Genomic DNA, 17,665 nt, shown 5'->3' with positions numbered 1-17,665 from the left:
TCCCGCGCGGTGCGCGGACGAAGGGATGGTCATGCGTAGGACGGTGGGTTTGGTCGCGACGGCAACGGCCACGGCGCTCGTGGTCGCCGGCTGCGGTGGTGGGGGTCCCCAGTCCGATGGGGACGAGAAGGTGACCGGTGGCGCGATCGTGCTGGGCGTCCTCAACGACCAGTCCGGTGCCTACTCCGAGCTGTCGGGCCGCAACTCGGTCACGGCCGTGGAGCTGGCGATCGCCGACTTCCAGGCGAAATACGGCGACCGGGCGGTCACCACGGACATCAGCGTGCGCAGCGCCGACCACCAGAACAAGCCGGACCTGGCGAACAGCAAGGCCCAGGAGTTGTACGACCGGCAGGGGGTCGACCTGATCCTGGACGTGCCCACCTCGTCGGCGGCGCTGCGGGTCGCCGACGTGGCGAAGGAGAAGCGCAGGCTCTACTTCAACATCGGTGCGGCGACCACCGACCTCACCGGCAAGAGCTGCAACAAATACACCTTTCACTACGCGTACGACACGTACATGCTGGCCAACGGCACGGGCCGGACCACCACCGAGCAGGTCGGCCGGAACTGGTACATCCTCTACCCGAACTACGCCTTCGGTCAGGACATGGAGAAGAGCTTCTCCGCGGCCATCGCCGACGCCGGTGGTCGGGTGGTCGGCAAGGACGGGGCGCCGTTCCCGAACACCAGCGGTGACTACTCCAGCTACCTGCTCAAGGCGGCGACGCTGGACCCGAAGCCGGACGTCCTCGGCACCATGCAGGCCGGGGCGGAGCTCGTCAACGTGGTGAAGCAGTACAACGAGTTCGCGCTGCGCGACAAGGGCGTGGGTCTGGCCGTCGGCCTGATGTTCATCACCGACATTCACTCGCTCACCCCGGCGGCGCTGGCCGGCACCACCTACACCGACGCCTGGTACTGGAACTTCGACCAGCAGAACCGGGAGTTCGCCGACCGCTTCCAGCAGGAGACCGGCACCCGGCCGTCGTTCGCGCACGCGGCGAACTACTCCGCCGCCACCCAGTACCTGGAGGCGGTGCAGGCGGCCGGCACCGACGACGCCGACACGATCGTCGCCGAGCTGGAGGGCAAGGAGGTCAACGACGTCTTCCTGCGCAACGGCAAGATCCGGGCCGAGGACCACCGGGTGATCCACGACGCCTACCTGGCCCAGGTGAAGCCGCAGTCGGAGGTCACCGAGGAGTGGGACTACGTACGGATCCTCGACACCATCCCGGCCGAGGAGGCGTTCCGAGCCCCGTCCCCGGACTGCACGCTGTGACCGCTTTTCTCCAGAGCACCTTCAACGGGCTGGTCAGCGGGGCGTTCTACGCCCTGCTCGCGCTCGGCCTCGCGGTCATCTTCGGGATGCTGCGGGTGGTGAACTTCGCCCACGGCGCCTTCTACATGCTCGGCGCCTTCGGCGCGTACGTGCTGCTGGCCGAGGCGGGGGTGCCGTTCTGGGTCGCCCTGGTGGTCGTGCCGCTGGCCCTGGCGCTGCTCGGCATGGCGCTCGAGCGGGCGTTCATCCACCGGCTCAGCCGGCTCGACCCGCTCTACAACTTCCTGCTCACCTTCGGCCTCACGCTGATTCTGCAGGACCTGGTGAAGCTCCGGTACGGGGTGCAGTCCAGCCCGTACGAGGCGCCGGCCGGGCTCCGCGGCTCGGTCGACCTCGGGCTCTTCGACTTCCCGACGTACCGGGTCTTCATCCTCGGTTTCGCGGTGGCGGTCTGCGTCGGGGTGTGGTGGGCGCTGGCCCGTACCCGGGTCGGCATGGTCGTTCGCGCCGCGACGGAGCGGCCGGAGCTGACCCGGGCGCTCGGCATCAACGTCGGGCGCTGGATCACCCCGGTCTTCGGCTTCGGTATCGCGCTGGCCGGGCTGGCCGGGGTGCTCGCCGCGCCGATGCGCGCCGTCAACCCGCTGATGGGAGCGGACCTGATCATCGTGGTGTTCGCGGTGGTGGTGATCGGTGGGCTGGGGTCGATCTTCGGCTCGGTCGCCGCCGGCTTCGGGATCGGGATGGTGCAGGCGTGGGCCGAGGCCTACCTCTCCGCCTTCCCGATCGTGGCCCAGACGATCGTCTTCATCGTGATGGCCGCCGTGCTGCTCTGGCGCCCGGCCGGACTCTTCGGCCGGGCGGAGGCGCCAGCATGACGAGCACTGTGGAGAGCAGGTCCGAGCCGGCCGGGCGGGGGGCGCCCAGTGGCCTGGCCGTGGCGGCCCGAGCCCCCGGTTGGGCCCGGTACGCGCTGCTCGTCGCCGGCCTGGCGGTGGCGCTCTGGCTACCGAACGGCCTGTACCCGGCGGTGGCGGTGGACATCCTCTGCTGGGCGCTCTTCGCCGTCGCGGTGGACCTGCTGCTTGGCTTCACCGGCTTGTTGTCCTTCGGGCACGCGGCCTTCTGGGGCGTGTCGGCGTACACGACCGGTCTGGTGGCGATCCACCTGAGCCTGCCGTTTCCGGCCGCGGTGCTGGCCGGGGCGCTGGCCGCGGCGGTCCTCGCGGTGCCGATCGGCTACCTGGCGGTACGGCGAACCGGAATCTACTTCGCCATGGTCACCCTGGCCTTCGCGCAGCTGGTCTACTACGTCGCCAACGAGTGGCGGTCGGTGACCCAGGGCGAGAACGGCCTGCAGGGGGTGCCGCGGGAGCTGTTCGGGCTGGACCTGACCGACGACTACTACTTCTACTACGCGATCCTGCCGATCGTGCTGCTCGGTCTGGCCGGCGCGTGGCGGATCGTCCACTCGCCGTTCGGCCGGGTGCTGGTCGGGATCCGGGACAACCCGGCGCGCGCCCGTGCGCTCGGCTACCCGGTGCACCGGTACAAGCTCACCGTGTTTGTGCTCTCCGGCTTCGTCGCCGGCCTCGGCGGTGGGCTCTTCGCCGTCAGCCATCGCTTCGTCTCGCTGGAGGTGCTGCACTGGACCACCTCCGGAAAGGCGGTGATCGTGGTGGTTCTCGGCGGCATCGGCACCCTCTGGGGTGGCGTGCTCGGTGCCGGCATCGTGGTCCGCCTGGAGGACTGGCTGTCATTCTCCGGCTTCGAGGCGATCGGGCTGGTCACCGGCGGCATCTTCGTCGTGGTGGTGTTGCTGTTCCGGCGCGGCATCTGGGGCACCGCGTCCACGTTGGCCCGGCGCTGGTGGGGGCGTCGGGACTGACTCTTGGCCGCGGGGGCGCACAGCCTCCGCGGGGCCGGCTCCAGCGGCGCGGCCCCGACTGCGGCGGGCTCGACCGGGGCGGGCTCGGCCGGGGAGGCCTCGACTGCGGCGCCCTCGACCGCGGCGGGCTTAGCCGGGCGGGTGGCGGAGGCGGTGGAGTCGGAGTGCGAGCTGCACCTCGAGCATGCGCTCCGGCTGCTGCCAGTCGCCGCCGAGGAGGTGACCGACCCGCTCCAGCCGTTGGGTGACCGTGTTGACGTGCACGTGGAGCTGCTCCGCGGCGCGGGTCAGGCTGCTCCCCACCCCGAAGTACGCCTCCAGGGTCCGCACCAGGGCGGTGCCCCGGCGAGCGTCGTAGTCGAGCACTGGCCCCACGGTGGCTGCCAGGAACCGGGAGACGTCGCGGTCGCCGCCGATGTCGACCGCGCCCAGCAGCAGGCCGACGAAGCCCAACTCGTCCGCACTGGCGCCCTGCCCGGCTCGGCCGAGCGCGCCGAGCGCGGTCAGGCAGCGCTCCGCCTCCCGGAACGCCGCGGCCAGCGAGGCCGGACCAGTGGCGGGACCAGCGCCGCCGGCGGTCACCCGTCGCCCGGTCAGCCGGGACAGGTCCCGCGCCACCGCGCGGGCGGCGGTGCCCGCGTCCGAGCCGGGCAGCATCAGCACCACCTTCCCGTCCCGGGCCGCGGCCAGGCCGCCGCGGGTGCAGGCGTAGGTGGTGGCCCAGGAGAGGGTCCGTTGCCGGGCCGGGTCCGTCGCGGCGATCGCGCCGTCGTGCACACAGACCAGCACCTGCGCGGTGTCCACGTCCACGTCGAGTCGGCGGGCCCGGTCACGGAGCGCGTCGGTGTCCCGCGGCGGGTCGGCGATCAGATCGTCGAGGAGTTCGCCGCGGACCCGCCCCTCCGCCTCGGCGACCGTCCGCCGAAACAACAGCAGCAGCGCGGTGACCAGGGCGGCCCGCTCCAGGATCTGCTGGTCGGCGTCGACCAACTCGTCGTCCGGGCGAAGCACCAACGCCCCCAGGTTCTCGGCGCCGGCGACCACGGCGGCGTACCAGAGTGGGCCGCGACGCACGCTGCGCCCCGCGGCCCGGGACGCGGCCACCGCCGCCACGATCTCCGCCCGCCTCGGTTCGTCGATCTCGCCGACCCGGGCCAGGAGTCGCCCCTCGGCGTCCAGGGCCAGTAGCGCTCCACCCAGGACCTCCGGTACGGCGGCGGCGACCTCCTCCACTCCGCCGCCCCGGAGCACCAGCGCGGTCATCCGGTCGTGGGCCGCCGCCGCGCGCTCCACCGACGCGCTGTGCGCCCCGATGGTGGTGTTGGCCGCGGACAGCTCCGCCAACGCGGAGCGGGTCTCGGTGAGCAGCCGAGCGGTGTCGATCGCGACGGCGGCGTGCGCGGCCAGCGACGCCAGCAGGGCCACCTCCTCCCGGGCGAACGGGCGTGCCGAGCGGTTGGCCGCGTAGAGCACGCCGATCGAGATCGAGCCCAGCCGCAGCGGCACGCCGAGGATCGCCACCAGGCCCTCCTCCCCGACGCCGGCGTCGATCTCGCGGGTGTGGTGGAACCGGTCGTCCGCCGGATAGTTCGCCGTGACGTAGGGGGCACCGGACTGGGCGACCAGGCCACCGAGCCCGGCGCCCATCGGTAGCCGCAGCCGTTGGAACCGGGCCGACACCGAGCCGTCGGTGACCCGCATGTAGGTGTCGCCGCGCCGGTCGTCGTTGAGCGTCATGTACGCGACGTCGGCGTCGAGCAGGTCCCGGGCCCGGCGCGCGATCGCCCGCAGCACGTCGTCCAGGTCGCGGAGCCCGGCCAGGTCGCTGACGGTGTCGTACAGCCCGGAGAGCTCACTCTCCCGGCGCCGCCGTCGTTCCAGCAGCGCCCGCACCCGCAGCGCGACCGTCTTGGCCCGTTCCAGCTCGGCCAGTCGCTCCGAGGGTGCTCCGGCGGTGCGTGCGGCCACCAGTGGACCCTCGAACTCCACCGCCGTGGCTTCGCGGGCGAGCAGTTCCAGGAACTCCACCGGCGAGGACATGACGGCCATTGTGCGCCGGTACCCTAGTTTGCCGTCCACCCCCCATCGAGAGCGATGGACGCACCGGTGATGAAGGCCGCCGGTGGCGAGCAGAGGTACGCCACCAACTCGGCCACCTCCTCCGGTTCGAGCAGCCGCTTGATGGCCGCCCGGCCCAGCATGATCTTCTCGACGACCTCGGCTTCCGGAATGCCGTGGCTGGCGGCCTGGTCGGCGATCTGGCGCTGCACCAGCGCGGTGCGCACGTACGCCGGGTTGACGCAGTTGGCGGTCACACCGTGCGCGGCCCCCTCCAACGCGACTACCTTGGACAGACCCTCCAACGCGTGCTTCGCCGAGACGTACGCCGCCTTGTACGGCGAGGCACGTAGCCCGTGCACCGAGGAGATGTTGACGATGCGTCCCCAGCCCCTGGCGTACATGTGCGGCAGGGCCCGGCGGATGACCAGGAACGGGGCTTCGACCATCACCCGGTGCAGGTGTTCGAAGCGTTCCACGGCGAACTCCGGGACCGGGGCGACGTGCTGGAGCCCGGCGTTGTTGACCACGATATCGACCTTGGTGTCGAGGCGGTTGACCGTCTCCGGGTCCGCCAGGTCGGCACCGACGGCTACGCCGCCCACCTCGGTGGCGACCGTCTGGGCGGCGGCGAGGTCCCGGTCCACCACGACGACGGTGGCGCCGGCGGCGCCGAGTCGTCGCGCGCACGTTCGCCCGATGCCGCTGCCGCCCCCGGTCACCAGGGCGGTTCGGCCGGTGAGATCGACCTGTACGACGTGGGGGGTCGTCCTCGGATCTGCCGTCATGGCGCATGAAACTACGACCTGTACGGCCAGGCGGACATGGGGTAGCGGCACATACTCGCCGTCGGGGCTGTGTGGTCGCAGTCGACATCGGGCGAATCCTGGTGGTGCCGGCACCACCCGTCGGGCTCGGCGCCGGGCACCGCCGTCGGGCTCCGGCGTGTCCCGCCGGCTGCGGCTCCGACGATCTCGATAGGGTGTCGAACACACGTACTGCTGGCGGTCGGGGAGGAGGCGGCGTGCGCGTGCTCGGCGTTGACCCGGGGCTGACCCGGTGCGGGGTCGGCGTGGTCGAGGGTGTGCCGGGGCGCCCCTGCACGTTGGTGGCCTACCACGTCGTCCACACTGATCCCGACGACGAGTTGCCGCTGCGCCTGCTGACCCTGGACCGGTCGCTCACCGCCCTGGTGGCCGAGCACCGGCCGGACAGCGTGGCTGTCGAGCGGGTGTTCAGCCAGCACAATGTCCGCACGGTGATGGGCACGGCACAGGCCAGCGGGGTCGCTGTTCTCGCCGGGGCGCGGGCGGGCCTGCCGGTGCAGACCTACACTCCGAGCGAGGTGAAGGCGGCGGTGACCGGCTCCGGTCAGGCCGACAAGGCCCAGATGACCGCGATGGTGACGCGGCTGCTGCGGCTCTCCGCCCCGCCCCGCCCGGCGGACGCCGCCGACGCCCTGGCCCTGGCCATCTGCCACGTGTGGCGCGGTGGCACCCGTTCGAAGTTGGCGACCGCCGCCGACCGGGCCCGACGACGAGGAGGAGGCCGATGATCGCCAGTGTCCGGGGGGTGGTGACGGCGACCGGTCCCGACCACGCCGTCGTGGAGGTCGGCGGCGTGGGCCTGGCGGTGCAGTGCGCGCCGGGCACGATCGCCGACCTGCGGGTGGGTCAGCCGGCCCGCCTCGCCACCAGCCTGGTCGTCCGGGAGGATTCGCTGACCCTCTACGGGTTCGCCGACGACGACGCCAAGGCCCTGTTCGAGCTCTTGCAGACGGCCAGCGGGGTCGGCCCCCGACTGGCCCAGGCCGTCCTCGCGGTGCATGCGCCGGAGGCGGTCCGGACGGCCGTCGCCAACGCCGACATCGCCGCGTTGACCCGGGTGCCGGGGATCGGCAAGAAGGGCGCCGAGCGGCTCGTACTGGAGCTGCGGGACCGGATCGGTCCCGCCCCGGTCGGTGCCGACGCCGCGGCTGGCGTCACGACCGGTAACTGGCCGGAGCAGGTGCGTCAGGCCCTGGTCGGGCTCGGCTGGACGGCGGCGCAGGCGGATCAGGCGGTCACCGCGGTGGCGGAGACGGTGGAGGGGGAGGTGCCCCCGGTGCCGGTCCTGCTCCGGCAGGCGATTCGACTGCTGGGCCGCACGCGATGACGGGCGGGCGGAGCGGGTCGGGCGACCGCATCCGGGCCATGGGTGAGGAGTCGGGATGACGGGCGACAATCTGGTCTCGGCGTATGTGAGCGACGCCGAGCGGGACGCGGAGGCCAGCGTCCGGCCGCGCCGGCTGGCCGAGTTCATCGCGCAGGAGCGGGTCCGGGATCAGCTCGACCTGCTGCTTCAGGGCGCGCTACGCCGCGGCAGTCCTCCCGATCACATCCTCCTGTCGGGCCCGCCCGGGCTGGGTAAGACCAGCCTGGCCAATATCGTCGCCGCTGAGCTGGGCACCAGCATCCGGGTGACCAGCGGCCCGGCGATCGAGCGTTCCGGTGACCTGGCGGCCATCCTGACCAGTCTCGGCGAGGGGGATGTGCTCTTCATCGACGAGGTGCACCGGATCGCCCGGCCGGCGGAGGAGCTCCTCTACAGTGCGATGGAGGACTTCCGGGTTGACGTGGTGGTGGGCAAGGGTCCCGGGGCGACCGCCATCCCACTGGACGTGGAGCCGTTCACCCTGGTCGGGGCGACCACTCGCGCTGGGCTGCTCACCGGCCCGATGCGGGACCGGTTCGGCTTCGTCGCGCACCTGGACTTCTACTCCCCGGCCGACCTGGAGCGGCTGCTGAACCGCTCGGCCCGCATCCTCGGTGTGCCGATCACCGCTGACGGCGCGGCCGAGATCTCCGGCCGCGCGCGGGGCACTCCCCGGATCGCGAACCGGCTGCTGCGCCGGGTGCGGGACTTCGCCGAGGTCCGGGCCGACGGCGTGGTCACCCGGGAGACCGCGCAGGCGGCACTCACCGTGTACGACGTGGACGCGTTGGGGCTGGACCGGCTGGACCGGGCGGTGCTCACCGCGCTGGTGGATCTGTTTCGGGGCGGTCCGGTCGGCCTGTCCACGCTGGCGGTGGCGGTGGGGGAGCAGCCGGACACGGTGGAGGAGGTGTGTGAGCCGTTCCTGGTGCGGGCCGGTCTCCTCGCCCGAACACCGCGTGGTCGAGTCGCCACCGAGGCGGCCTGGCACCACCTGGGGCGTACGCCGCCGAATGGTACATTTGGCCCGGATGTCCCTCCCGCGCGTGCCCTGTTCTCGGTGGAGCCTGATCAGCCGTGATGCGAACGTGATCTGTGCCGCATTCGGTGTTCCCAGGTGGAGCGACTAGACTCGCCGCGGTCTGTACAGATGTGAGAAATCGCCTTCAGCCCGGTGCCCTTGTGCCGGTACGAAGGCCAATGGGAAGGTTTTACCACCGTGCTTTTGGCACAAGATGGCGGCGGCGCTGGCGGCTTCACGCCCATCCTTATGATCGTCCTGCTCTTCGGAGTCATGTACTTCATGATGATTCGTCCGCAGCAGAAGCGGCGCCGAGAGGCGACGGCCATGCAGTCCTCGCTGGGGCATGGTGACGAGGTCGTCACCATCGGCGGGCTTTACGGCACCGTCACCGGCGTGGACGACGAGACGGTGCTGCTGGAGGTCGCCCCCGGCGTGGAGACCCGGTACGCCCGTCCCGCGATCGCCCGGGTCGTCACCAAGGCGGAGCAGCCCGCTGACGCGGCGGCCGACGACGCGGACGCAATCAAGGAGTAATACCCCGCCCGTCAATTTCGGCGGCCGGGCAGCGCATGAGTTGGACGAAAATTTGACAATCGGGTCGATACGCCACCCACGGTAGGTGCAGGGTGTGGTGGCGTTCCGCGTCGGTGCCCGTGCGCCGCTGCGGCGACCCCCACATAGCTTCGGCCGGTCTATCCGGCCGACAGCCGCCGCTGGCGTGGCGGCGTGACCCTACAGGGAGACAGGACAGCCGTGGCACCACCTCAGAAACGGATGCGCCCCGGGCGGCAGCTAGCCGTGCTCGGGTTCATCTTCGTGGTCCTCTATCTTCTGGTCTTCTTCGGCGGCGGCGCGAGCGGTAGCTGGCAGGACCGGCTCGAGCCCAAGCTCGGTCTCGACCTGGTCGGCGGCACCCGGCTGACGCTGGAGGCGACCAACACCGTTGACGGCCAGGCACCGACCGCCGAGAACCTGGAGGAGGCCCGGCAGATCATCGAGAGTCGGGTCAACGCCTTCGGGGTTGCCGAGGCCGAGGTCGTCACCGAGGGCGACCGGAACATCGTGATCTCCCTTCCCGGCGAGAACCGGGACCTGACCGAGGTCGGAAGCGCCGCGGAGCTGCGCTTCCGCAAGGTGCTCCAGGTGACCGACGGTAGTGGCGCGGCGGCGAACCCGGCGCCGAGCCCGACCGACACCCCCTCGGCCACACCGTCCGGTTCCGCTGCGCCGTCTGGCTCCGCCACGCCGTCCACGACCGGCAGCGCCTCCCCCACCCCGTCGAGCAGCGTCCAGGTCACGGCCTCGCCGACCGGAGGTGAGGGCGGTGGTGCCGCGGCGCCCAGCGAGACCCCCACGGCCTCGCCCAGCGTCACGCCCACGCCGAGCGCCTCCTCCTCGCCCAGCGCGACACCGGCGGCGAGTGACAGCGCCACCCCGGTCCCGGCCAGCATCGAGGAGCAGCGCAGGGCAGTCGAGCAGAAGGTCGGTGCGCCCGCCTGGGAGGCCGCGAACGCACTCCAGTCGCCCAACGACCTGACCACCGACCCGTCGCTGGTCGAGAAGCTCAAGCCGTTCGCGTCGCTGACCGACCGCGAGGTCGCGGTGCTGCCGGCCCAGGTGCAGTTCAACGTCCCGCAGATCACTTGTGACCAGCTTGACGCCCGTCCGCCGGCGTCGATCTCCGCCGTCGACCAGCAGGTCGTCGCCTGTGAGTTCGGCAGCATCAAGTACCTGCTCGACCAGGCCAAGGTCGTCGGCACCGACATCAACGACGCCAACGCCGTGCTAGACCAGACCAGCCAGTGGGTGGTCAGCCTGGACTTCACCAACTCGGGCCAGGACAAGTGGACCGCGTTGACCGGTGAGGCGTTCCGGAACGAGGGCGAGGCCTGTGACCCGAGCGCGCTCGGGGACAGCGGCAACTGCCGGGTCGCCGTCGTGCTGGACAACGAGATCGTCTCCTCGCCGGAGATCCTGGGTGTGTTGACCAGTAACTCGCAGATCACCGGCAACTTCACCCAGCAGGACGCCGGCGACCTGGCGAGCACGCTGCGCTACGGCGCGCTGCCGGTGACCTTCGAGCCGCAGGCGCAGCAGAACGTCACCGCGACCCTGGGCGCCAGCCACCTGCGGGCGGGCCTGCTCGCGGCCGGCATCGGGATGCTGTTGGTGATCATCTACTCGTTCTTCTACTACCGGTTGCTCGGCTCCGTGATCTTCCTGAGCCTCGTGCTCTCCGCGCTGCTCGTCTTCGGCGCGTTGGTGGTCCTCGGCCGGCAGATCGGGTTCACCCTCACCCTCGCCGGAATCGCCGGCATGATCGTCTCGCTCGGTGTGGCGGCGGACTCCTTTGTCATCTACTTCGAGCGGCTCAAGGACGAGATTCGGGAAGGGCGCAGCCCCCGCAGCGCGGTCTCCCGGGCGTGGATCCGCGCCCGTCGGACGATCATCTCCGCCAACGCGATCACCCTGATGTCCGCGGTGGTGCTCTACATCGTCTCGGTCGGCGTGGTCAAGGGTTTCGCCTTCGCGTTGGGCCTCGCCACGGTCCTCGACCTGGTGGTGGTCTTCCTCTTCCGACACCCGATCATGACGATGTTCGCCCGCACCCGGGCGTTCCTGTCCCCGCGGGTCAGCGGCCTCGGCCGGGCGTTGCCGGCCCGGGAGAAGCCGGCCCAGCCCCGCAACCCGCACGCGAAGGAGGCCTGAGATGGCCGGTGCTGGTCTCGCGAGTCGCCTCTACCGTGGTGAGGCCGGTCTCGACATTGTCGGCCGTCGCAAGGTGTGGTTCAGCGTCGCCGGGGCGCTGGCCCTGATTTCGGTGCTGAGCTTCGCGTTCCTCCGGTTCGACCTCGGAATCGAGTTCGCTGGCGGTAACTCGATCCAGGTTCCCGCCAGCGTCGGCACCCTGGAGCAGGCCGAGGAGGCGGTTGACGCCGCGCTGGCCACTGAGGGTGGCGGCGCGGAGGTGGTCACCGCGCAGAAGGTCGGCGGTACCGGTGACGACTTCTATGAGATGCGTACCTCGCAGCTCAGCGCGGAGCAGGCCAACGCGGTCAAGGCGGCGGTAGCCCTGGAGTTCGGCCTCCAGGTCAGCGACGTTGGCGGTGAGCAGGTCAGCCAGGCCTGGGGTAGCCAGGTCACCAAGCGGGCGGTGCTCGGTCTGGTGATCTTCCTCGTGCTGGTGATGGTCTACCTGGTGCTGCGCTTCGAGTGGCGGATGGCCGTCGGTGCGGTCAGCTCCCTGCTGATGAACCTGGTCCTCAGCGCCGGCATCTACTCGATGGTCGGCTTCGAGGTGACCCCGTCGACGGTGATCGGCTTCCTCACCATCCTGGGCTTCGCCCTCTACGACGTGGTGGTGGTCTTCGACAAGGTCCAGGAAAATACCCGCGGCATCACCGCGAACAACAACCAGACGTACGGCGAGGCGGCCAACCTGGCGATCAACCAGAGCCTCATGCGGTCGCTGAACACCTCGATCGTGGCCCTGCTCCCGGTCGGCGGCTTGCTCTTCATCGGAGCCGGCTTCTTCGGCGCGGGCACGCTGAAGGACCTCGGCCTGGTGCTGTTCGTCGGTATGGCGGTGGCGTTCTTCTCCTCGATCACCCTGGCCACCCCGCTGCTGGTGCTGCTCAAGAACCAGGAGCCGCGGATCCAGGCGCACAACAAGCGGGTGCTGGCCCGGCGGGCCGCGCTGGAGCGTGGCGAGGGTGCGACGAAGAGCGCGCCCCGGCTGACGGAGCGCGCCGACGAGCAGCTCGACCCGGGGGCGCCGGCCCTCGCCGGCGCGGCCCCGAAGGTGGGGGCACGGCCGGCGGGTAAGCGGCCGACCGGCACGCGCGGTGCGCGCGGTGGCGGTAACCGTCCGGGCGGCAAGCGGCGCTGACGCGCCAGGGGAACGGAAACGACGGCGTCCTTCATGCTGTGCGAGCGGCGTGCGGGACGCCGTCGTCGGAACAAGGGAGCGGAACCGCGTGACAGAGACCCACACCACCGTGGTACGAGGGGACAGCGGCCGGGAGATGGCCGAACTGGTGGCCAGCCGGGTGCTGGACGTACCGGATTTCCCGAAGCCCGGTGTCATGTTCAAGGACCTGATGCCGCTCTTCGCCGATGGGGACACCTTTCGCGAGATCATTGACGGCATCGTGCGTTACCACGGGCGGGACTCGTTCGACACCGTGGTGGGGATCGAAGCCCGTGGGTTCGTGGTCGCGGCAGCGATAGCGTACGCCGCCGGCGTCGGGGTGGTGCCGGTACGCAAGGCGGGCAAGCTGCCCCGGGTGGCCTACTCGGCGTCGTACGCCCTGGAATACGGTGAGGCCACCCTGGAGGTGCACCAGGATGCGTTCACTGCCGGGCACCGGGTCCTGGTGGTGGACGACGTACTCGCCACGGGTGGCACCGCTGAGGCGACCCTCGACCTGGTCGAGCGGGCCGGCGGTACGGTGGCGGGCTGCACCGTCCTGCTGGAGTTGGGCTTCCTGGGCGGTCGTGAGCGGCTGGCGCCGCGCCCGGTCCATGCCCTGCTGACCGTTTGATCGTCTGGGCCGGGGCGGATGACCCGGTGCGGCCCGGGTCGGCGAGACGGCGGCGCCCCCTGAGTGCGGGTAGCATTGCCATTTGCTAACCGGGCGCGTCGATTCGTCCGGTGGCGAGGAGCCGGCGGCCAAAGGTCGGCGGGCCACACCGGCCGGTGCGGCCGGTGGGATCGACGACGCCGGCCGGCGCGGCCGGTGGAATCCGACGTCGGCCGCCTGGCCGGCGCGTCCGGCGAGCGGTGAGGAGGACGGTGTCTCACGATGTCGCCCCTCCGTTGGAGGACACGGTGCATCCGACAGGCGACGGCTCGGTGACCGACCGCAGTGGTGGCTCTCGCTCCGGGGTTGGTCCCGGTAGTGGCGCCGGAGCGACCGACGCCCTCCGCACCGGCCCGGACGCGGGGAGCGAGGGGGCGGTCGTTGCGAGGCGGGGCGACCAGGTGCCCGAGACCGTTCCCGGCGGCGGATTCGCACTCTCCAGCGCGCCGACCGGACGGCGGGTGCGGGCCCGCCTGGCCCGGTTCAACGCGCCTTGGCAGTCCTCGCAGGTCAGCGAGGTGCTGGAGCCGCTGATCTCCAGTCACCGGGAGAATCACCCGAAGGCCGACGCGCGGCTGTTGCAGCGCGCTTTCGACACGGCGGCTCGCTGGCACTCCGGCCAGTACCGTAAGTCCGGCGACCCCTACATCACCCATCCGCTCGCGGTGGCCACCATCCTGGCCAATCTGGGCATGGACACCACCACGCTGGTCGCGGCGCTGCTGCACGACACGATCGAGGACACCGAGTACACGCTGGACCAGATGCGGGCCGACTTCGGTGGTGAGGTGGCGCTGCTGGTTGACGGGGTGACCAAGCTTGACAAGGTCAAGCTGGGCGACGCGGCGAAGGCGGAGACGATCCGCAAGATGGTCGTCGCCATGGCGAAGGACCCACGGGTCCTGGTGATCAAGCTGGCCGACCGGCTCCACAACATGCGTACCCTGATCTTCCTGCCGCGGCCGAAGCAGGAGCAGAAGGCCAAGGAGACGCTGGAGATCCTGGCTCCCCTGGCACATCGCCTGGGTATGAACACGATCAAGTGGGAGCTGGAGGATCTGGCCTTCGGCACCCTCTTCCCGAAGCGGTACGAGGAGATCAACCGACTGATCGGGGAGCACCAGCCGCAGCGGGAGGCGCTGCTGCGACAGGTGACCAGGAAGGTCGGCACCGACCTGAAGTCCGCCAAGATCAGGGCGGAGGTGACCGGTCGGCCGAAGCACCTGTACTCGATCTACCAAAAGATGATCGTGCGGGGGCGGGACTTCAACGACATCTACGACCTGGTGGGTGTGCGGATCCTGGTGGACACGGTGCGGGACTGTTACGCGGCGTTGGGTGTGATTCACGCGAACTGGCAGCCGGTGCCGGGCCGGTTCAAGGACTACATCGCGATGCCGAAGTTCAACATGTACCAGTCGTTGCACACGACGGTGATTGGGCCCACCGGTAAGCCGGTGGAGATGCAGATCCGCACGTACGCGATGCACCGTACCGCCGAGTTCGGTATCGCGGCGCACTGGAAGTACAAGGAGCACAAGGGCACCCAGATCGTGGGCCCGCCGGCGCACATCGATGAGATGACCTGGCTGCGGCAGCTGCTGGACTGGCAGCGGGAGGCGGCCGACCCGAGCGAGTTCCTGGACGCGCTGCGCTTTGACCTGTCCAGCCAGGAGGTGTACGTCTTCACCCCGAAGGGCGACGTCTTTCCGTTGCCGACGGGGTCCACGCCGGTGGACTTCGCGTACGCGGTGCACACCGAGGTGGGGCACAAGTGCATCGGGGCGCGGGTCAACGGCAAGCTGGTGCCGTTGGAGTCGACGCTCTCCAACGGCGATGTGATCGAGATCTTCACCTCGAAGTCGGAGACGGCTGGCCCGACCCAGGACTGGCTGGGGTTCGTCAAGAGCCCGCGGGCGCGTACGAAGATCCGGCAGTACTTCAACAAGGAGCGGCGCGAGGAGGCGATCGAGGCCGGCAAGGACGCGATCGTCAAGGCGATGCGCAAGCAGGGCATGCCGCTGCAGCGGATGCTCAGCTCCGACAACCTGATGGCGATCGCGCGGGATCTACACCTGGCCGATGTCGCCTCGCTCTACGCGGCGGTCGGTGACAGCCACGTCTCCGCCCAGTCGGTGGTGCAGAAGCTGATGGCCTCCTACGGCGGGGAGGAGGGCGCGGTCGAGGACATCGCCGAGACCGCGGTGGCCACTCGCCCGCCGCGGAGTCGGGCCAGCAGCAACGACCCGGGTGTCGTTGTTCGGGGCGTCAGCGACGTGTGGATCAAGCTGGCCCGCTGCTGCACCCCGGTCCCGCCGGATTCGGTGTTCGGCTTTGTCACCCGCTCCGGCGGGGTGAGCGTGCACCGGGACGACTGCGCCAACGCCGAGGACCTCAAGGCACAGGGGGAGCGGGTCGTGGAGGTGGGCTGGAAGCTCACCAGCGCGTCAACCTTCCTCGTCGCCATCCAGGTCGAGGCGCTCGACCGGCACAAGCTACTCACCGACGTGACCCTGGTGCTCTCCGACGAGCGGGTTAACATCCTCTCCGCGACCGTGACGACCACGCGGGACCGGGTGGCGGTGAGCCGGTTCAGCTTTGAGATGGCCGACCCCAAGCATCTGGGGCACCTGTTGGCCGCGGTGCGCAAGGTTGACGGCGTCTTCGACGCCTACCGGGTCACCTCCGGCTCCTGAGCCCATCGGCATGCACGAGCGCCCCCGGCCGGAGCCGGGGGCGCGTCGCGGTCTTCGCTGGGGCGGTCAGCCCTGGGGTGCGCTCATCGTGAGGTCGGTGATGGTGACCCCCTTCTTCGGGTGTCCGCCGCCGGCCATCTGCGCGTAGGCCGCGTCGTCGCCGGCCGCCGCGACCTCCTTGACGATGTCCATCCCGCCGGTGATCGTGCCGAGGACGGTGTAGTTCGGGTCGAGCGGCGAGTCGCCGTAGACGATGAAGAACTGGCTGCCGGTGCTGCCGGGGGCGCCGGAGTTGGCCATCGCGATAACGCCCTCCGGATACGGGGGCCGCTTGTCCGTGGGCAGGTTCTCCTCAGCCAGCCCGTAGCTCGGCCCGCCGGTGCCGTCGGTTTCCCGCCAGCCGTCACCGGTCGCGCTCGGGTCACCGCACTGGAGCACCTTGATTCCTTCGGTGACGAGGCGGTGGCACTTGGTGTTGTCGAAGAAGTTCTGCTCGGCCAGGTGGGTGAAGCTGGCGCTGGTGCACGGCGTCTCGGAGCGGTCGACCTTGGCCGTGATCGGCCCGAGGTTCGTGTCGATCGTGAGGGTCTGGGTGCCGGTGTTCGGTTGCTGCGTGCTCGGCAGGCCGACGTCCTTGATCTGTGGGGTCCGCTGGTCGGCGGGGATCTCGGTGAAGACGCACTCGGTGGCACCGGCGGTGGTGGTCGAGTCGGTCGCCGAGTCGTCGCCGAGGCTCGACACCAGCCAGACGGTGCCGGCGACCACCAGGAGGAGAGCCGCGCTCGCCCCGACGATCGCCTGGGTCTGTCGACGCCGACGAGCCCGGGCGGTCCGCTCGGCCATCTCCTTCTCGAGCCGAGCGCGGGCCGCCGCGCGTTGCCGCTCACTGATGGACGTCACGCCTGGATCCTCCTGCACGATGTGGGTGGGCTGGGATCGGTCAGCCGGCGCTCGGGTCAACCGCCGGGGTGGCCGACGTGGTGGCGGTCGGCGTCGTCGCCGGCTCGGTGACCGTCAGGCTCTGGATAACCACGTCGTCGTCCTTCGGCTTGACCTTCGCCCCGCCCTCATTCTCCACGGTCGGAAGCGCACCGATCTTCTCGACCGTATCCAGGCCACCGGTGACGCGGCCAACGACCGTGTACGCCGGGTCGGCGGTGGTGAAGTCCTTGAAGAAGATCAGAAACTGACTTCCGTTGGCGCTGGGCCTGTTGCTGACCATCGCGACCGTGCCCTTCGGGTAGGTCGCGGGCTGGTCGGGCGCGGGGCTGGCCGAGGTCTCCGCCGGGGTGGGAACGTTCTCGTCATAGAAGGAGTAGGCGGGTCCGCCCAGTCCGGTGCCGCTCGGGTCGCCGCAGCGCACCGCACCCTCGGCGGTGATCTCGTGGCACTTCGTGTTGTCGTAGAACGAGTTCGCCGCGAGGTGGGAGATGCTCGCGACGGCGCACGGGGTGGCGGCGGTGTCCAGCTCGGCGGTGACCGGGGCGCCCTGGTTCGTGACGACCGTCATCGTCCGGACCCCCCCGGTCGGCAGCCCGGTGGTGGCCGGTGTGCCGACGTCGGTCAGGTTGGTGTTGGCGGTGGCGTCCTCCGGGGTCCAGAAGCAGATCTCCTCGGCCGCGGTGTCCTCGACCGGTTCCCGATCGAAGGCACCCAGCGCCCAGGCGGAGCCGGCCACGAGCAGGGCGAGGACGACTGCGACGCCCACCCCGGCCTGGACCTGCCGTCGGCGGCGGGCCCGAGCGGCCCGCCGGGCCAGCTGTCGGTCGAGTTTTGCCCGCGCCAGTTTGCGCTGCCGATCCCTGCTGGAGGCCACCCGCGCTCCCCTTCCTCTACCCTGGTTCCGTGACGGGCGGCCCGACCGTTGGTCAGGTGTGCCATGCCACACGCCCGCAAGAGTGTACGACCAGAGGCGGGGATTGTCGTGTACGAGGTGGC

General features: G+C 70.5%; 15 protein-coding genes. 11 read left to right on the top strand and 4 right to left on the bottom strand.

What is annotated here, in order from left to right; translation table 11 throughout:
- Positions 1 to 25: 25 nt before the first annotated feature.
- Genes AC1UKG_RS12430 through AC1UKG_RS12420 form a run of 3 tightly spaced genes read left to right on the top strand, consistent with a single transcriptional unit; the run spans position 26 to position 3,173 of the window.
- Positions 26 to 1,285 (top strand): ABC transporter substrate-binding protein, encoded by a 1,260-nt coding sequence (locus AC1UKG_RS12430; protein ID WP_018743960.1) that lies wholly within the window; start codon positions 26 to 28, stop codon positions 1,283 to 1,285.
- Positions 1,282 to 2,163: a branched-chain amino acid ABC transporter permease gene (locus tag AC1UKG_RS12425; RefSeq protein ID WP_018743961.1), complete on the top strand. Its 882-nt coding sequence runs from the start codon at positions 1,282 to 1,284 to the stop codon at positions 2,161 to 2,163. The genes AC1UKG_RS12430 and AC1UKG_RS12425 overlap by 4 nt, the downstream gene beginning before the upstream one ends.
- Positions 2,160 to 3,173, top strand: coding sequence for a branched-chain amino acid ABC transporter permease (locus tag AC1UKG_RS12420; protein WP_482642926.1), 1,014 nt, complete (start codon positions 2,160 to 2,162; stop codon positions 3,171 to 3,173). Before AC1UKG_RS12425 ends, AC1UKG_RS12420 begins: the two co-directional genes overlap by 4 nt.
- Before the next feature lie 129 nt (positions 3,174 to 3,302).
- Here AC1UKG_RS12420 and AC1UKG_RS12415 read toward each other — a convergent pair whose 3' ends face one another.
- Together AC1UKG_RS12415 and AC1UKG_RS12410 are read right to left on the bottom strand one after the other, a co-directional pair.
- Positions 3,303 to 5,222 (bottom strand): helix-turn-helix domain-containing protein, encoded by a 1,920-nt coding sequence (locus AC1UKG_RS12415; RefSeq protein ID WP_018743963.1) that lies wholly within the window; start codon positions 5,220 to 5,222, stop codon positions 3,303 to 3,305.
- Positions 5,223 to 5,236: 14 nt separating this feature from the next.
- A complete protein-coding gene (locus tag AC1UKG_RS12410; RefSeq protein WP_018743964.1) occupies positions 5,237 to 6,019 on the bottom strand; it encodes a 3-hydroxybutyrate dehydrogenase in 783 nt (260 codons plus the stop codon).
- A gap of 236 nt (positions 6,020 to 6,255) precedes the next feature.
- Here AC1UKG_RS12410 and ruvC point away from each other — a divergent pair, with 236 nt between their 5' ends.
- The 8 genes from ruvC (at position 6,256) to AC1UKG_RS12370 (ending at position 15,727) form a co-directional block, all read left to right on the top strand.
- Positions 6,256 to 6,786 carry a crossover junction endodeoxyribonuclease RuvC gene (gene ruvC, locus AC1UKG_RS12405; protein ID WP_018743965.1) on the top strand — a complete coding sequence of 177 codons (531 nt, stop codon included), beginning with the start codon at positions 6,256 to 6,258 and terminating at the stop codon, positions 6,784 to 6,786.
- The gene (ruvA, locus tag AC1UKG_RS12400; RefSeq protein ID WP_018743966.1) at positions 6,783 to 7,385 is read left to right on the top strand and encodes a Holliday junction branch migration protein RuvA; all 603 of its coding nucleotides are present in this window, start codon (positions 6,783 to 6,785) and stop codon (positions 7,383 to 7,385) included. The genes ruvC and ruvA overlap by 4 nt, the downstream gene beginning before the upstream one ends.
- Positions 7,386 to 7,440: 55 nt before the next feature.
- On the top strand, positions 7,441 to 8,505 hold the full coding sequence (gene ruvB / locus AC1UKG_RS12395) for a Holliday junction branch migration DNA helicase RuvB (RefSeq protein WP_018730040.1): 1,065 nt from the start codon (positions 7,441 to 7,443) through the stop codon (positions 8,503 to 8,505).
- A gap of 138 nt (positions 8,506 to 8,643) precedes the next feature.
- Entirely contained in the window at positions 8,644 to 8,982 is a 339-nt protein-coding gene (gene yajC / locus AC1UKG_RS12390) for a preprotein translocase subunit YajC (RefSeq protein ID WP_018730039.1), read from the top strand.
- A gap of 240 nt (positions 8,983 to 9,222) precedes the next feature.
- Entirely contained in the window at positions 9,223 to 11,157 is a 1,935-nt protein-coding gene (gene secD, locus AC1UKG_RS12385) for a protein translocase subunit SecD (protein ID WP_018743967.1), read from the top strand.
- A 1-nt stretch (position 11,158) separates the two neighbouring features.
- The gene (gene secF / locus AC1UKG_RS12380) at positions 11,159 to 12,337 is read left to right on the top strand and encodes a protein translocase subunit SecF (RefSeq protein WP_482642925.1); all 1,179 of its coding nucleotides are present in this window, start codon (positions 11,159 to 11,161) and stop codon (positions 12,335 to 12,337) included.
- An 88-nt stretch (positions 12,338 to 12,425) separates the two neighbouring features.
- Complete coding sequence (locus tag AC1UKG_RS12375; protein ID WP_018730036.1) at positions 12,426 to 12,992, top strand: adenine phosphoribosyltransferase; 567 nt, start codon at positions 12,426 to 12,428, stop codon at positions 12,990 to 12,992.
- Positions 12,993 to 13,267: 275 nt separating this feature from the next.
- Positions 13,268 to 15,727, top strand: coding sequence for a RelA/SpoT family protein (locus tag AC1UKG_RS12370; protein ID WP_018743969.1), 2,460 nt, complete (start codon positions 13,268 to 13,270; stop codon positions 15,725 to 15,727).
- A 66-nt stretch (positions 15,728 to 15,793) separates the two neighbouring features.
- Here the strand turns inward: AC1UKG_RS12370 and AC1UKG_RS12365 are convergent, their stop codons facing one another.
- Positions 15,794 to 16,627, bottom strand: coding sequence for a peptidylprolyl isomerase (locus tag AC1UKG_RS12365; protein WP_482642924.1), 834 nt, complete (start codon positions 16,625 to 16,627; stop codon positions 15,794 to 15,796).
- Positions 16,628 to 16,667: 40 nt separating this feature from the next.
- A complete protein-coding gene (locus AC1UKG_RS12360) occupies positions 16,668 to 17,543 on the bottom strand; it encodes a peptidylprolyl isomerase (protein WP_482642923.1) in 876 nt (291 codons plus the stop codon).
- Positions 17,544 to 17,665 lie beyond the last annotated feature (122 nt).

The sequence above is a fragment of the Salinispora sp. CH2A1_6 genome (assembly GCF_056820975.1).
The sequence above is the reverse complement of the archived record's forward strand: the minus strand, read 5'-3'. Positions and strand labels throughout refer to the sequence as shown.

Coding starts and splice junctions, on each gene's coding strand:
- AC1UKG_RS12430 (WP_018743960.1), top strand. CDS start 26: ATGGTCATGCGTAGGACGGTGGGTTTGGTCGCGACGGCAACGGCCACG.
- AC1UKG_RS12420 (WP_482642926.1), top strand. CDS start 2,160: ATGACGAGCACTGTGGAGAGCAGGTCCGAGCCGGCCGGGCGGGGGGCG.
- AC1UKG_RS12415 (WP_018743963.1), bottom strand. CDS start 5,222: ATGGCCGTCATGTCCTCGCCGGTGGAGTTCCTGGAACTGCTCGCCCGC.
- AC1UKG_RS12410 (WP_018743964.1), bottom strand. CDS start 6,019: ATGACGGCAGATCCGAGGACGACCCCCCACGTCGTACAGGTCGATCTC.
- ruvA (WP_018743966.1), top strand. CDS start 6,783: ATGATCGCCAGTGTCCGGGGGGTGGTGACGGCGACCGGTCCCGACCAC.
- ruvB (WP_018730040.1), top strand. CDS start 7,441: ATGACGGGCGACAATCTGGTCTCGGCGTATGTGAGCGACGCCGAGCGG.
- secD (WP_018743967.1), top strand. CDS start 9,223: ATGCGCCCCGGGCGGCAGCTAGCCGTGCTCGGGTTCATCTTCGTGGTC.
- secF (WP_482642925.1), top strand. CDS start 11,159: ATGGCCGGTGCTGGTCTCGCGAGTCGCCTCTACCGTGGTGAGGCCGGT.